Genomic DNA, 15,744 nt, shown 5'->3' with positions numbered 1-15,744 from the left:
ATAGATTTTCTCAACCTTAACCTTTGTTAGTGCTAATACTCATAGGTCGATTCCAGTCCAATGACTGAATAATCGACCTTATTTTTTCTTTTTCGTCTCAATAACTCTTCAGGGTGAATCTTCCAATTATCATCAACCTGATCACCCTGTACCTGCAAGCAGATGCGATCAAATCCGTCGCCCAGACCCTGGTCCAAGCCTCTGGTTATATTGGCACCTACCTGAGCCAGGGCTGGCAGAAGATGATTGAGCCTGCGGCAATCGCGCTCACGACCGTATTTGGCATGGGACTGGTTGAGCTGGCGATGAAGCTCGGGTTCAAGGCGATTGGCAAGGGCTGAACAAGCTGGAAAAGCCGTAAAAAGCAGCATCGGAGCCGCTGGTGCGGGAGTGTAATTTTAGAGCTAAGTACTGGAGAAAGAGAGCTAAGGAAATTATGGCAACTAAGTAAAACGATTTTATACCCTGGAGGGATAGAAATGATTTATGAAAAGCTAGAGAGTTTAATTCAAGAGAATTCTGACGAGGGCGATTTTACGGGTGGAATTACTGCAGAAGAAGTGATAAGAATTGAATCCGCCTTAAATGTTGAATTCCCACAAAGTTACAGATGGTTCTTGAAAAACTATGGTTCGGGTGGGCTGTTTGGCGTAGATATACTTGGTTGTGGTAAATCTAGTCCTTCTGTTGTTTCAAAAACAGAAAAACTTCGAAATCTTGGAATGCCGTATGGCTATATTGTCATTGAGGATTGTGAAGAGTTTTTTTATTGTCTTGATACTACTGATATTTCGAATGGAGAGTGTTCTGTAATATCTTGGGATAGAATATCAGGGTTTAATGGAAAACGTGCCGATAATTTTTATGAGTTCTTGTTCGAAAGACATAGTGACGCTAAAGAGAATTGGGAGGAAGACTAGCAGATTAATAACATGAAACTATAGTGGTTTGGCCACCCCGGTGTGAACGCACGAGGGTGGCTTTTCTTTTGCTTTTTTTCTCCGAAATAATACTATCAAAATTCCCCTCCCCCAGTTGTAAACCCCCTCCCCAAACTTACTTTATATATGAACAAGAAAATATAGAGTGAGGACATAAACAGGCGATGAAATTCAAAAAATTGGCCAGAACCTTTCGTCAGGAAACACCGGAAGCCGGGTGTGCGGAACGAGAAGCTGCACCTGTCCTTGATCCAGCGCCAGCTCATACTCTGGTTCTTGAAGCCTCTCCCGGACAGGAGAGCTGCGAGCCCGCCCAGCCCTACACCTCCAACCATGAGCATCTGGCGGAGGAGCTCCAGCGTCTGGATCTTCGGCTCAAGCTCAGAATGCTTGAGGCTCCACAGCTTGACTCCGAGCTGGCTCTCATGAACGAGGAGATCCGCAGCCTGCTGGATGCCTATTCAGCGGATGAGGACGACGGGAATCTCCTACACGTAAAGCTGAGCATGCTGGAACAGCGCATCGCTGCCAGGCTGGAGGCCAGCAGCGGGCAAGAGGTCCAGCTGATGCTGCCGCAGGTGGCTTCCTTGCTGAACCTGTCGGGGCTTGAGGTAAGTATCCTTGTGGCTTGCCTCGCACCTGAGCTGGACCGGAAATATGAGCGCATTTACGCTTTTCTGCAGAATGATATGTCGGATCAGCGTCCTACGGCCGGATTTGTCCTGGGATTGTTTACAGGGTCGGTGGAAGAGAGGCTAGCGGCACGTCTGCTCTTTGATGTGAATGCGCCGCTGATGAAGCTCCTGCTGGAGCGGAGGGGGGAATACGGCGACAGCCGCATACCTCTGATTGCCAGACCCCTGAAGCTGGAGGATTGGACGGTGAATATGCTGCTCGGCTATGAGGTGCTGGACGAGCGTTTGGCGAAGGTAGCGAGCCTCAGCACTCTGGCGATTCCGCAGCAGGCCGGCTTTCCTGAAGAGCTGGAGCAGAGCCTGCTGCGGTTTGTGAAGCATTACAGCAGCGGTAAGGAACGCAGAACCGGCAGCCTGCTGTACTGCAGCGGCCCGGATGAAGCCGGAAAGCTGAGCGGCATCAGAGAAGTCTGCGGCAAGCTGGGATTATCCGTGCTGGCTGCCGATATGGACAAGCTGCTGCTTCCAGAGGCGAATTTCAGCGAACTGCTGAGGCTGCTTGGACGGCATACGCTGCTGGAGAATACGGCCCTCTGCTTCACAGGCTTCGACAGCATAGTGACAGAGGATGACCGCCACCTGCTGAAACGGCGGCTTTTGATGGAGATGCTGGAGGCTTATGTGCCTCTAACCTTTATCCTTGGGGAAGCACAGTGGGGGATAAGCTTAACCGGGGTCCAATTGAATTTCATGCAGATTGACCTCCCTGTTCCCGATGAGGCAGCGCGCAAGCAGGCGTGGACCACCTTCGGCCAGGAGTACCGGCTGTCTCCACAGATGGATCTGGCAGATTTCAGCGGCAGCTTCCGCTTTACTTCCGGGCAGATCCGGGCCGCGCTGGCCGGTGGTGAAAATATCGCCGTATGGAATGGCTCCAGCGGGGCCGAGGTTAGCGTGAGTGACCTGTATCAGGCATGTTACTTCCAGTCCAGCCGCAAAATCCAGGCGCTGGCGACGAAGATCCGCGCCATGTATACCTGGGACATGCTGGTGCTTCCCGGCGAGCAGCTAAGCCAGCTGCGGGAAATCTGCCGCCAGGTGAAGTACCGTCCGCTGGTCTATGGAGAGTGGGGCTTTGCGGGACGGCTGTCTCTGGGCAGGGGGCTTAACATCCTGTTTTCCGGACCTCCCGGCTCCGGGAAGACAATGGCAGCCGAGGTGATCGCGACGGAGCTGAACCTGGAAATCTACAAAATCGATGTCTCGCAGATTGTGAGCAAATACATCGGGGAGACGGAGAAGAATTTGTCGCGGATTTTTGACGAAGCCGAGACCTCCAACGCCATTCTCTTTTTTGATGAAGCCGATGCCTTGTTCGGCAAGCGTTCAGAGGTCAAGGATGCCCATGACCGGTATGCGAATGTGGAAATCAGCTATTTGCTGCAGAAGATGGAGGAGTATACGGGGATCGTGATTCTGGCGACCAATTTGAATCAGAACCTGGACGATGCCTTTGCGCGCAGACTGCATTTCAAGCTGGAGTTTCCGTTCCCGGAAAAAAAGCAGCGCGGGCTGATCTGGCGGGGGATGTTCCCCCGGGGAGCGCCGCTTGATCCTGACATGGACTATGATTTCATGGCCGACAAGTTCATCCTGGCCGGCGGCAATATCAAGAACATTGCCTTGAACGCCGCCTTTTACGCTGCGCATGAGGGCTGTCCCATCGGGATGAAGCAGATCATGCTGGCCGCCAAGCGGGAATATCTCAAGCTGGGCAGAACCTTTTTACAATCGGATTATGCCCCGTATCACAAACTGATCGAGGTGAAATAAGCATGGCCGTGGATACCGGTACGGTAATAAGAGATGTCAGCACCAGCCTGAAGGCACTGCTGAAGGCGAATGTACCTGAACTGAACGATGACAGCTTCATCAGCTTCGGCTCTCCAAGCGACATTGACAGTTCGACGATGAAGCTCTCGATGTGCCTGTATTATTTGAGCCACAGCCCGAGCATGCGCAACAGTGAGAAGGAAGAGATCGGCGGCACGAACGAGTTCTTGTATCCGCCGGCTTATCTGGATTTATATTATCTGCTCACCCCGTATGCCAAGGACAGAGAAACCGAGCAGCTTATACTGGGCAGAATCTTTCAGCTGTTCCATGAGCACCCGGTGCTTAGCGGCTCCGACCTGAGAGGCAATCTTGCCGAATGCGGCAATGAGAAGATCCGGATCTCCTATAACAACCTGACCATTCAGGATATTAAGCAGCTATGGGAGGTTTTTCCCGGGAAGCCGGCCAAGGTGAGCCTGTCCTATCTGGTATCACCGGTAAGGCTGCCTGCGGATAAGAAGATCATCATTCCACGGGTACAGGTAAAGGATCTGGGCATTCACCCCATTTAAATAGACAGGCCCAGGTTTCTTCTTTGAAAGGAGTGATTCATGGAGGGAACCCGCTGCAAGGCATCCAAAAAAAGCGGATTTTCCGCAAAATTCAGCAGATGCTGCCAAAGAAGCATATGCGAACAAAACTTAAGCATATGCTTGCGAAGCGAGTTTTGCCGAAGCAATCTCAACGCAGCATATGCGAACAAAACTTTTAGGAGGGTATGAGATGGCAAATTATTTATCGCCAGGCGTGTATGTAGAGGAAGTCTCAAGCGGTGTCAAGCCGATTGCCGGCGTAGGCACATCTGTAGGGGCGTTTGTAGGGATCGCAGAAAAAGGTGTGATCGGCAAAGCGGTGCTAATCACGAATTGGAGCCAATTCGTCAATGAATTCGGCCAATTTATCCCGAATGGCTATCTGGCTTATGCCGTGTATAACTTTTTTGCGGAAGGAGGCACCTCCTGCTACGTGGTAAGAGCGGCTTCTAAGGATATTCAGCCTGCATCTCTAACCATCAAAGATACGGATAACCTGGATCTGTTCAAGGTGGTTGCACGCTCGGAAGGAAAATGGGGCAACCGGATTTCGGTGAAGATCAGCCAGTCCTCCAACAAGCAGCAGTTTGGCTTCAAAATGGTTGTCCAGTATTTGCTGGACAGCAGCTTCAACGATGAATACACCGGGGAAGATGAAGACGGCAAAATCGTTGAGGTCTTCGATAACATGCTGCTGATCAATTTTGAGGAGAAGGTCAATCAGGTTTCCGCTTTTGTCAGTGTGAAGCCGCTGGTCGATCTGACCATTCTGGAAAATATGGAAAAAACACCGGCCTTCAACGAAACAGCCCTGTCGCTCAGCGGCGGCGTGAACGGAATGTCTCCGATCGATTTCCTGGGGGATTCAGCCAGCCGGGCAGGTATCCACGCTTTTGACACCATTGACGGCATCAACATTGTGGCTGCTCCGGACCTTGCGGATATGGCTTACAGCCGGGGCACGATCCTGGACATGCTCAATTACTGCAAGCTGAGAAAAGACTGCATCTTCATTGTTGACCCTCCGCACGGACTGAGTCCGCTGGAAGTCAAGGATTTCAAGGAAGGTGCAGGCAACTATTCCGGCAATTCGTTCAACACCTCTTACGGTGCCCTGTACTATCCATGGGTCTACATTAACGATCCGCTCACAGGCAAGCAAAAGCTCGTGCCGCCGTCAGGTGCAATTGCCGGTACTTATGCTTATGTCGATTCCGTGCGCGGTGTCCACAAAGCACCCGCAGGCACAACGGACGGCTATCTTGATTCCGTGGTTGGCATTGAGAAGATCATCACCAAAGCGGAGCAGGAGCTGCTCAATCCGGACGGCATCAACGTGATCCGCTCCCTGCCGGAAGGCATTTGCGTATGGGGGGCCAGAACCCTGTCCTCCGATTCCGAATGGAATTACGTCAACGTCCGGCGTCTGCTGATGTATATTGAGGAATCGCTGGATGAGGGCAGCCAATGGGTTGTTTTTGAACCGAATGATCCCAGCCTGTGGGGCAAGGTGAAGCGCAATCTGACAGCTTTCCTGACCCGGGTCTGGAGAGACGGAGCCTTATACGGGACTACGCAGGAAGAAGCCTTTTTCGTCAAAGTGGACGAGGAGAACAATCCGCCTTCTGTGCGGGATGTCGGCCAGCTGATTATTGAAGTCGGCGTGGCACCGGTCAAGCCTGCGGAATTTGTAGTCATTCGGGTCAGCCAAAAAACCCTATCCAAATAAGAGATTGAGAGGAGATTTATTCTATGGCAACCGGCAAAAGATTGGACCCCTACCGCAATTACCGCTTCCGCGTTGTGATTGACGGCATTCAAACCGCAGCATTTGCTGACGCGACAATTCCGGATACCTCTACAGAAGCTGTGGATTACCGCGAGGGCATAGATGCTCCGCATGCACGCAAGCTATCGGGACTGACCAAATTCGGGAACATCACCTTGAAAAAAGGCCTTACCGACTCCCTGGAGCTCTACAACTGGCGCAAGTCGATTGAAGACAAAGGGGCACTGAAGAACCGCAAGAGCTTGTCGATCATCCTGGTGGATGAAGAAGGCAATGACAAAGCGCAGTGGGATATCCTCGAAGCCTGGCCGATCAAATATGATGTCAGCGCATTAAGTGCCAAGGGAAATGAAGTCTCCGTAGAATCGATGGAACTGGTGCATGAAGGTGTGCGCAGAGTGAAATAGTTTCCTTTCCTCATTCTCGCTTAGAATTTGATGCAATACGCCAAAACATGAAATGGACGGTATGGGGATCAAATTCACCGGCGGGAATGCCGGACGGAAGCATAGGCACGGGAATTTTTCAGAAGAAGAAGCGAGGGAGATCATGGAACTTTTGCAAACGGAATTCAGCTTTACGCTGCCTAAAGGATATGTGGATGAAGCAGGCACGCTGCATAAGCAGGGCACCATGCGTCTGGCAACTGCTGCGGATGAAATTACACCGCTCCGGGATTCCCGGGTCCAGCAGAACCCGGCTTATCTGACGGTGATTCTGCTCTCCAGAGTGGTAACCAGCCTGGGCGGGCTCAGCATGATCACGCCGAGAGTAATTGAAGAGCTGTACACTTCGGATTTTGCTTATTTGCAGGATATGTATAACCGGATTAACCAGAACGGCTCCAATACGGTTCATACAAAATGCCCCAAATGCGAGCAGCCGTTTGAGCTTGAACTGGAATCGCCGGGGGAATAGTCGGCTACCCCCTTGACCGCCTCTACGAGGAGGTAGCCTTTCTAACCTACTATCTGCATTGGGACTATGCGGCTGTGCTGAACCTGGAGCATCCTGAACGGAACCGCTGGTGCAGTGAAGTCAGCAAAATCAACCAAAAGCTGGGTGGCGGGGAAGAGAAGAAGAACTTCTTTGAGGCTTAGGAGGATAACATGAAGGCAAATATTTTAAATATCGGCGCGAAAAGCAATTGGGTGCCCGGTTACAGGGAAGATCCCTATCTTGCCTTTAACTTCATTGTGGAGATCGACGGGATCTCCGTCGCCGGGTTCTCCGAGGTTTCCGGCCTTAGTATTGAGACCCAGGTGGAACGCAAAACATTCGGCGGTGAGAATCATAAGGAATTTGTTTTCCTCGGACAGACCAAATACTCAGATCTGACGCTGAAAAACGGGGTTACCAACGACGAATATCTGTGGAACTGGTATCAAAATGTGGTTAATGGAGTGGTCAAACGGCGCAGCGGGTCCATCTGTCTGCTGGATCATTCCGGCACGCCAAAGGTGTGGTGGAACTTTATCGAGGCTTGTCCCATCAAGTGGGAAGGACCGGCATTCAGTGCCAGCAGCAGTGCGGTGGCGGTGGAGAGTCTGGTTCTGACCCATAACGGGCTGTACAGGTACCGGTAATGATCCGGAGCATTCGGAGAACGGCTTCCCCTGCTAACCACAAGCAAATGGATTTCATCCAGGCCATTCTGGGGAAGTACGGCATAACCCGATGGCGGAGCCGGTTTCAGAGCCTGATCCTGCGGCAATATCCTTTGCTGTTCGCGGAGCCGGAAGCAGTCAAGCCTGCTGAGACGGTTATTAATAACATTCATCCTGTTAAGGAAATGCATATTCATCATTCCATTTATCCTCCCATAACGCAGGTTATGACGGGTCCGGGGACAGTAAACCGAGTGCTGTACACCACTCAAGGCAGCGGTGGAGCGGGAATCGGCAGTCCGGCCTCTTCTCCGGGACACCAGAACCTCATCCATGGATTACAGGAGAGAGTGTGGAAGCAGCAACACGCGGAACGCCCTGTAACAAGGGGATATCGCACTCTTGATCCTGCCGGAAGTGCAGTGGAGCCCGTAACCGTTCAGGTTGCCATGAGGAATCAGGAGCGGACAGATGGCACGCCGTTGTCTTACCTTCTGCCAATGCCGGCAGCGGCTCCGGCCGGAACGGATCTGGCAGGGCGGCGCATTGGAAGCAGACTTGAGCCTTATTCCGGAGACTCCCGGCAGGGGCAATCCCTTGCGGGCAGGGGACCTCAGCATTTGCCCGCAGCTCATGGTCAGCTGCAGACGCTGCGGACCTATATCCTGCATCAAAGCGTTGACACTGTAAACAACGAGCAGCCTTTGAGGCAGAAGCTTGAACCAGCGGCGGTCCGGCATGACCAGGCTGAGCCGCCAAGAATGGCGCTGAGCCATCCTGGGGCAGGCTCAGGCTCAGCCGGGACAACGGTGGAAGCACAGCATAGCACTCCATCCGTCAGGCCAAGTCCAGGCCCCCGGTCCTTGGTAAGCCCCAATCTTCACCTGGGCTTAGGACAGAGACTGGCGGCTGCGCTGGACAAGCTGGAGGGCCGGTCTGAGCGTCTGAACCCGCTGCCCGCTGGACCTGCGGCAGTGCATGACGGGCTGCAGCAGCCGGACGTCTTACCCCTTCAGCTTCTTGCGGTTCCGTCAGAACCCCGGTCAATGGTTCAGCGGCATTCTTCCGCCCGGTTAAGCAGCGCTGTGCGGCCAGCGCATATAGGGGGCTTACTTTCAGTTGCACCACAGAATGGCTTGATCCACACAGCCAAGGGGCAAGCGGTGCCTTTGGCTCTGAAGGGAAGAGGTCCCGGAGGCAGGCTCATCACAGCCGGGCCTGAGCAAGAAGAATACCTTCAGCCCGCAGGCAGATACAGCAGCCTTATTCTGCGGAAACCTGCAGCACCCAAGGCTGCCCGGCCGGAGCCGGTTCAGCAGTGGCCGGAGCCGGTTCCTCAGGAACGGGCTGCCCCGCCTACTTCCCAGTCTTTCCCCAAGGCAGCGGCCCCTGCTGCAAAAATGGATACTGCGGAGCTGAATCAGCTGGCTGAACGGGTCTATCAGGTGCTCGAAAAGAAAATGGCGATCCGCAAGGATCGGAGGGGGCTTAGATAATGGCGGAGAAAGCGAAGATTATTCCTCTGGATATGCCCGTTGGAGCCATTGAGGTGATGTTCAACCCCAATGAGTACACCGTTTCCTTCGAAGGGAAGTATACCGGGGAGAAGAACAACAAGCAATTTCAAATCACGGAAACCCCTGAACTCAAGGTTTCTTTATTCTATGACACTTATGAGAAGCGCACGGATGTGCGCAAGAAAACCAAGCTGCTAACCTCGCTGCTTGACCCCAAAGTAAGCGGGAAAAATACGAAAAAGCCGCCGGTGTGCCTGTTTGTCTGGGGCGGGTTCACCTACCGCGGCCTTCTCAGCAAGATCGAGCAGAAGTTCACGATGTTCATGGAGAACGGCACACCGGTCCGCTCTCTGCTCGATGTTACCTTTATCACAGAAGAGTCGGACAAAACCGTCGAAGACAACCGGGGTCTGAATGCCTGCCGGAAGCTGTGGGTGGTCAAAAGCGGGGACCGGCTGGATCTGATCGCCAATGAAGCGCTGAAGGAGCCGCTGGCGTGGCGCAGGATTGCCGAGCTGAACAAGATTGTCAATCCAATCGGCTTTCCTGGAAAAAACGATATCGGGAGGACCTTGGTCATCCCGGATTAAGGCGGGGATTGCATGGGCACCAGTGTAGCGAATTATAAGATTGAGCTGAATGGAAGCAAGCTGTCCGCAGAACTGGCTGCGGCGGTGGAGGGAGTTACGCTGGAAGATGAGATTAATCTGCCGGCTTTATTTTCCATTCAGATGAATATGGTCAATTCCGGGAGCGGCATGTGGCGGGGAACCGATCTCAAGAGCATCAAGCCGGGAGACAAGGTGAAGCTTTCACTTGGACTCGACAAGCTCCAGCCGATGATCAGCGGGGAGATTACCGCGCTTGATCTGAATTTTGGGGAGCATTCCGTGCTGGACATTCGCGGGTACGACCTGCTGCACAGGCTTCGCATGGGGACGAGAAGCAAAGCTTTTCTGAAGAAAAAGGACAGCGACATCGCTTCGGAGATCGCCAAAGAGCATGGACTGACCCCTGTGGTAGACGATACTGGAACCGTGTATCCCTACATATTCCAGAATAATCAGAGCAATTACGAGTTTCTGGTGGAACGGGCGGCCATGCTCGATTATGAGCTCTATGCGGATGACAAGAAGCTGTATTTCGTCAAGTCAAGGTCGGTGAAAGCCCCCGGTCTGCCGGAGCTGAGCTTCAAGAAGGATTTTGAACGGCTGAATCTGGAGCTGCGGGCGCTTACCCGGGGGAGCAAGGTGAAGGTAAAGGGCTGGGACGTGAAGGAGAAGAAGGAGCTGGAAGCCGAAGCGAAGACCGGAGACGAGACGACCAAGATGGGCGGGACAGAATCCGGCTTTTCTTTAAGCGCCAAAGCTATTGAGGAATCGCCGGTCGCCATCATGGCGGAGCATCTGCTCGATATGAGCGAGGCCAAAACATTGGCTTCCGCCGCCTACAACAGCCGCCTGCGCGACTTCATCGCCGGTGAGGGCATGTGCTGGGGAAATCCGCAGCTCCGGGCAGGCCAAACGGTGAAGCTGCTCGGCCTGGGCGAGCGCTTCAGCGGCATCTATTATATTGTATCCACGGTTCACAAGATTGACAGCAAGGGTTATACAACGACTTTTAGGGTAAAGAGGACTGGCCTATGAATGAGGGACCTGGAATTACCAATTTTGCCGACAGCATGATTAACGAGGGACGCATCTTCGGAGTGATGGTGGGAATTGTCATTAACAATGACTCCGCGAACCATGCGGATAAACCCGGACCCGGCCGGGTAAAGGTAAAGATCCCGCTGATGGGCATGCCGGAATCCAACTGGGCCCGGATGGCTTCATGGATGGCCGGGAAGGAGCGGGGGGCTTTTTGCCTGCCTGAGGTGGATGATGAGGTGCTGGTGGTTTTTGAGAATGGAGATGTCAACCGCCCCTATGTGATCGGGTCCTTGTGGAACGGAAAGGATACACCGCCGGAAACCAACAAAGACGGCAAAAACAATATCCGTATGTTCAAATCCCGCAGCGGACACATTCTGCAGTTTGCCGATACCGAGGGGAAAGAGAACATTACGCTTACTTCCGCCAAAGGTCATGTAATCCGGCTGGATGACAAAAGCGGCGCCGAGCAAATCCAGATCATGGATAAATCGGGGAAGAACAAAATCGTCATCGATTCCAAAGCGAATAAGCTGTCGGTCCTGTCCGGACAGGACATCGAAATATCCGCCCCCGGCGGGAAGCTGTCTCTCTCCGCGAAAACGATTGAAATGAAATCATCGGCGGACACCAGGATTGAAGCGTCGGCGGGGATGGAGGTCAAAGCAGCGGCCAGCATGACGATCAAAGGGGCTACGGTCAATATTAATTAGAGAGGAGCTTCATACATGGGACAGCCTGCCGCGAAAAAGGGCGACCGCATTCTGGCTACCGATACGCATATCGTGATGCTTCCTGCCGGTCCGGCGCCCGTTCCGACGCCGTTGCCCCATCCTTTTACGGGCATTCTGGACGGCGCGCTTAGCGCAAATGTCAAGATTATGGGGCAGCCGGCAGCTACAGTGGATTCCACGGCCACGAATACACCGGCACATGTTCCGCAGGGAGGCCCTTTTCAAAAGCCTCCAACCAATCAGGGGAAAATCATCGCCGGAAGCGCTAGCGTAAAAATCAACGGAAAAATGGCCGCCAGACACAGCGATCCGGCGCTGACATGCAATGATCCGGCCGATCTGCCGGTAGGCAAGGTGGTTGCGGCAGGAACGGTCTTAATAGGAGGCTGAATTATGGAAGTTGTAGATTTTTTGGGACGGGGCTGGAAATATCCCTTCGCTGTCCAAAGAGGGAGCATCAATTCTTCAGATGGAGAAGATTCCATCCGCGAATCTATCCTTCTGATTCTTTCAACCGCCCGCGGCGAACGGGTCATGCGCCCGGATTTCGGCTGCAGGCTGAACGAGCTGGTGTTCGCGCCTAATACGATGAGCACCGCTACGCTGCTGAGAAGCTTTATTGAAGAAGCGCTGCAGAACTGGGAGCCGCGGATCGAAGTGGACGATATTACCGTCACGCCGCGCTCCGACCAGTCTCAGCTGGAGGTGTCCATTGACTATTCAATCAGGGCCAGCAACAGCAAATATAATCTGGTCTATCCATTCTTCCTTGAAAGCGTGGGGAAATAATGCCAAACAAAGTGCCTACCATTGACAAGCGGAATCAGGAACAGCTGGTTCCGGAGCTAAGACGCTTAATCTACCAATACTGCAGCAGGGAATGGACGGATCTGACGGAGCTGGAAGCAGACAAGAAGGTGGATGCGCTGGTCCATATTTTTACCCAAATGATGGGCAAAGTCATCGGCCGGCTGAACCAGGCGCCCGAGAAAAATTTCATATCCTTTCTGAATCTGATCGGTATTCATCCGACTCCGCCCAGATCAGCCAAAGTACCGCTGCTCTTTAAGCAGAAGCCTGATGCGGACACCAGCAGCACGATTCCGGCAGGGACGCGGGTATCCGCCCAGCCCGAGAATCAGGCAGAGGTGATTTTTGAAACCGAAAAGGATTTGACGGTCATCCAGCCCCGGCTGGTCAGGGCCGTAAGCCTTGATCCCGAAGAAGACCAGTGGAGCAATCAGGATTATCTTTTTGCTGAGGAGCCTTCCGGACAAAGGGCCAAGTTGTTCAAAGGCGATTCGACGGTGGTCCACAGGCTGTACCTGGGCCATTCGGAGCTTCTCGGGTTCGAAGAAGCGGGCAGCCGCTTGTCGGTTTACTTCAACAAGCCGGAAGCAGCCCTGGCTCTGGCTGCGGATGCGCCAGGAGGGGCCGGGAGTCTGCCCGATATGGACTGGTTCTGCTTCGATGAAGAGGGGAATACCGTACAGCTGTCGCCGTCAATGACCGGGATTAAGGAGGATTCTGCCTGGAGGGCGGTGGTTCAGTTTGATCACCTGTCCGGGGTTCATGCGAAGACAATTGCCGGTTACGAGCAAGCGGAGCGTTTGCGGGAATGGTCCAATAAGTGGATATTTGCCGAGCTGAAGACACCCATAACCGCCGCTGATCTGATGCCGGATATCGAAGATATCCGCTTGGAGCTAAAGCTGGTGAGCCCGGTGCCGCTGATGCCGGATATGGCGGTCAACAACGGCACTTCGCTGGATATGGGCAAAGATTATTATCCTTTTGGAGACAAGCCCAAAGTGAACGACACCTTCTATATCGCGTGCAGCGAGGCCTTCTCCAAACCGGGCTCCCGGATAACGCTGAAGATTGAGCTGTCTGATCCGGAAATCAGCAAGCTGCCGGATACCCCTTATGTGAGACTCGGCTGGGAGTACTGGAACGGCAAGGAATGGCTCGGTATCGGCAGCCTGGAAGAGACGCTGGACGGAGAAGCTGCGGCTGCAGGCGGCAGTACGCGCAGCAGCGCCTGCCTTACCGGAAGTGGAATGCTCAGCTTCCAGTGTCCGGGGATCAAGCCGCTGACGCTGAACGGGGAAGAGCGCTACTGGATCCGTGCCCGCATCACCGGCGGGAATTATGGTGAGGAAGCGAAATATGAATACCAGGATGAAGAGGTCAAGCTTGGGGAGGGAAGCATCAAGGTAGCCCAGCTGAAGGTTACACAAGCAACCTATGCTCCCCCTTCCATCCGCAGGCTCAGCATTGCTTACAGCCATACGCTGGAGGGGCACCCGCAAACGGTGCTCACGGAGAACAATTTCAGCTTTGCGGACAAAACGGCTGCCTGCCTGGCGGAAGGGGAATATTTCAAACCCTTTTACCCTTGTGCAGAGCTTGAGCCTACGTTCTATCTGGGCTTTGACCGTGACATCAGCAACCTGCCGGTATCGCTCTTTTTTCCGTTAAACGGGGAACAGCTGAGGCGTCCGGTTGTGGCTTGGGAGTATTGGGACGGCAGAAGATGGCTGACGCTAAGTGTAAATGACGAGATCAGGGGCTTCACCCGGAGGGAGATTCTGCAGTTTGCCGTTCCAACGGATATCGCTAAACGCCCGCTGTTCGGAACAGAGCAGTATTGGATCCGCGCCCGGCTGGATGAGGGACGTTTTGAGATCTTTCCCCAGGTCGATGCTATCTTTGCGAATGCGGTATGGGCCCGCAACTCCAATTCGGTTGCCGGTGAGATCCCCGGCTCCAGCAACGGCGAAGAGAACCAGAGCTTCCAGTTATCCAAGACGCCTGTGCTGCCCGGACAGCGACTTCGGGTCCGGGAGGCGCCGGGGCAAGGCGAGTGGGTGCCGTGGGAGGAAGTTGACACTTTTTCCTTGTCTGCCTCGGACGGAAGGCACTATATGCTGGACAGAAGCAGCGGGACGATCATCTTCGGGGACGGAAGAAACGGCATGATCCCGCCGACCGGAACCGACAACATTGAGTGCGACTATAAGTATGGCGGCGGAGCAGCCGGCAATGTTGCCGCAGGAGCGGTCACCAAGATATGGGACAGCTTCAGCTGGCTGGATTCGGTGACTAATCCGGTGGCGGCGGACGGCGGCTTTGACCAGGAGGCGGCGGAGCAGGCTCAAATCCGCGGGCCGCATACGCTGAAAAGCTGGGACAGAGGCGTTACCGCCGAGGACATAGAATGGCTGGTGCGTGAGGCGATGCCCCAGATTGCCAAGGTGAAATGCCTTAGCGCCATGAACCGTGATCTGGAATTCGTTCCGGGCACAGCCACAATCATTGTGGTGCCGGAAACGGATGAGCCAAAGCCGGTCCCCAGCCAGGAATTGCTCAGTGAAATTGAAGCCTATCTGTGCGAACGGACCTCTGCGGCATTGGACACGAGCGACCCGGGAATTGAAGTGATTGGCCCGGATTACGTGCGGATCGGAGTGGAGGCCGCTGTAGCATTTACCTCCGTAGAACAGCGGAAGGTGGAGGAGGGACGGATTATTGACAACCTGAAGCAGTTTTTTCATCCCCTCTATGGCGGAGACAGGGCTGCGGGCTGGGAGCTGGGACAGAACCTGTATGTTTCCGAGGTCTATGCTGTGATCAAAAATACACCGGGTGTGGACTATGTATCCGGCATTGCCATCAAGGCTTCGGTGCAGTGCTTTACGGCAAGTCTTGAACCCCTGGAGAACGGGCCTTATAAACCTCTGGCTGCTTACCCGAAGTACAGTGCGGTCCGTTCTGACGACAACTCTATTCAATTTGCGCTTGCCGAGCGGGTAGAGGCCGGAAGCGAAGTGAAATCGCTGGTGCTTAAGGGGTTCAAGGAGAATGGAAAGATCAGGCTCCGCTACAGAACTTATGAGCCGGTTGAGCTGATCGTCGTATCGATCGACGGGGACATCCTGGAATGTCAGACTCTGGACGGGCAACCGCTGGAGCACAGCTATCCTGAAGGCAGCGACCTTGAATTCGACATCACCGATGACTTAACAGTCCGCACCTATATACTTAACGGGCTGGCTTCAGGTGCTGAATCGTTTTTTGTGAAAATCGCCGTCTTTGAGCCGAAGGATATTGTCTTCTTAAGCAAGACTGATGAGTATGTCAACACCACCCCCCTCAAGATTCGCAGCATCCACTCTGATAACATTTTCCTTGAAGAGGATGAGCTGATCTATGGCGGGACGCATCTGATCAACAAACCGGAAGAGCACATCTTCCCGTATCTTCTGGATAAGAACACAGGCCTGCTGCATGATTTGACCGGAACCACGGAAGACTGCAGGCTTGGAGCCATCCTTAAGGAGGAGCGGAAGTTTCTGACCGGCCTTAAGGAGGCGCCAGGGACAGCGGCACGGTGCCGCTATTGTTTTCCGGAGGAGCAGCCATAAGAAAATGACCTGT

At 53.7% G+C, this 15,744-nt stretch carries 16 protein-coding genes; all 16 read left to right on the top strand.

All coding sequences use genetic code 11. The annotated features are described in order from the left end of the window. Positions 1–113: 113 nt before the first annotated feature. The 16 genes from PRIO_RS21090 (at position 114) to PRIO_RS21015 (ending at position 15,731) form a co-directional block, all read left to right on the top strand. Positions 114–341, top strand: coding sequence for a hypothetical protein (locus PRIO_RS21090; protein WP_046504561.1), 228 nt, complete (start codon positions 114–116; stop codon positions 339–341). A gap of 138 nt (positions 342–479) precedes the next feature. Further along, positions 480–920: an SMI1/KNR4 family protein gene (locus PRIO_RS21085; RefSeq protein WP_046504558.1), complete on the top strand. Its 441-nt coding sequence runs from the start codon at positions 480–482 to the stop codon at positions 918–920. 185 nt (positions 921–1,105) lie between these two features. Continuing rightward, positions 1,106–3,409, top strand: coding sequence for an ATP-binding protein (locus PRIO_RS21080; RefSeq protein ID WP_020433768.1), 2,304 nt, complete (start codon positions 1,106–1,108; stop codon positions 3,407–3,409). A gap of 2 nt (positions 3,410–3,411) precedes the next feature. Next, complete coding sequence (locus PRIO_RS21075; protein ID WP_020433767.1) at positions 3,412–3,984, top strand: Pvc16 family protein; 573 nt, start codon at positions 3,412–3,414, stop codon at positions 3,982–3,984. Between the two features lie 211 nt (positions 3,985–4,195). Continuing rightward, complete coding sequence (locus PRIO_RS21070) at positions 4,196–5,734, top strand: phage tail sheath family protein (protein WP_039837788.1); 1,539 nt, start codon at positions 4,196–4,198, stop codon at positions 5,732–5,734. Between the two features lie 23 nt (positions 5,735–5,757). Further along, the gene (locus PRIO_RS21065) at positions 5,758–6,201 is read left to right on the top strand and encodes a phage tail protein (RefSeq protein ID WP_019910188.1); all 444 of its coding nucleotides are present in this window, start codon (positions 5,758–5,760) and stop codon (positions 6,199–6,201) included. Between the two features lie 142 nt (positions 6,202–6,343). Then, positions 6,344–6,712, top strand: a complete 369-nt coding sequence (locus PRIO_RS21060) for a hypothetical protein (RefSeq protein WP_039791015.1) — start codon at positions 6,344–6,346, stop codon at positions 6,710–6,712. Continuing rightward, the gene (locus PRIO_RS37335; protein WP_197545464.1) at positions 6,697–6,894 is read left to right on the top strand and encodes a DUF6760 family protein; all 198 of its coding nucleotides are present in this window, start codon (positions 6,697–6,699) and stop codon (positions 6,892–6,894) included. The genes PRIO_RS21060 and PRIO_RS37335 overlap by 16 nt, the downstream gene beginning before the upstream one ends. Positions 6,895–6,903: 9 nt before the next feature. Next, entirely contained in the window at positions 6,904–7,380 is a 477-nt protein-coding gene (locus tag PRIO_RS21050; RefSeq protein ID WP_020433762.1) for a phage tail protein, read from the top strand. Positions 7,381–7,427: 47 nt separating this feature from the next. Continuing rightward, positions 7,428–8,897 carry a hypothetical protein gene (locus PRIO_RS21045; protein ID WP_167345649.1) on the top strand — a complete coding sequence of 490 codons (1,470 nt, stop codon included), beginning with the start codon at positions 7,428–7,430 and terminating at the stop codon, positions 8,895–8,897. After that, positions 8,897–9,508 carry a CIS tube protein gene (locus tag PRIO_RS21040; RefSeq protein WP_020433760.1) on the top strand — a complete coding sequence of 204 codons (612 nt, stop codon included), beginning with the start codon at positions 8,897–8,899 and terminating at the stop codon, positions 9,506–9,508. The genes PRIO_RS21045 and PRIO_RS21040 overlap by 1 nt, the downstream gene beginning before the upstream one ends. A 12-nt stretch (positions 9,509–9,520) precedes the next feature. Next, complete coding sequence (locus PRIO_RS21035) at positions 9,521–10,564, top strand: phage late control D family protein (RefSeq protein ID WP_020433759.1); 1,044 nt, start codon at positions 9,521–9,523, stop codon at positions 10,562–10,564. After that, complete coding sequence (locus tag PRIO_RS21030; protein ID WP_020433758.1) at positions 10,561–11,283, top strand: phage baseplate assembly protein V; 723 nt, start codon at positions 10,561–10,563, stop codon at positions 11,281–11,283. The genes PRIO_RS21035 and PRIO_RS21030 overlap by 4 nt, the downstream gene beginning before the upstream one ends. A gap of 15 nt (positions 11,284–11,298) precedes the next feature. Next, positions 11,299–11,694 (top strand): PAAR domain-containing protein, encoded by a 396-nt coding sequence (locus PRIO_RS21025; protein WP_020433757.1) that lies wholly within the window; start codon positions 11,299–11,301, stop codon positions 11,692–11,694. Between the two features lie 3 nt (positions 11,695–11,697). After that, a complete protein-coding gene (locus tag PRIO_RS21020) occupies positions 11,698–12,093 on the top strand; it encodes a GPW/gp25 family protein (RefSeq protein ID WP_020433756.1) in 396 nt (131 codons plus the stop codon). Continuing rightward, a complete protein-coding gene (locus PRIO_RS21015; protein ID WP_046504546.1) occupies positions 12,093–15,731 on the top strand; it encodes a putative baseplate assembly protein in 3,639 nt (1,212 codons plus the stop codon). The genes PRIO_RS21020 and PRIO_RS21015 overlap by 1 nt, the downstream gene beginning before the upstream one ends. The last annotated feature ends 13 nt before the right edge of the window (positions 15,732–15,744 follow it).

This window comes from Paenibacillus riograndensis SBR5, from assembly GCF_000981585.1.
Lineage (GTDB): Bacteria > Bacillota > Bacilli > Paenibacillales > Paenibacillaceae > Paenibacillus_AQ > Paenibacillus_AQ riograndensis.
The sequence above is the reverse complement of the archived record's forward strand: the minus strand, read 5'-3'. Positions and strand labels throughout refer to the sequence as shown.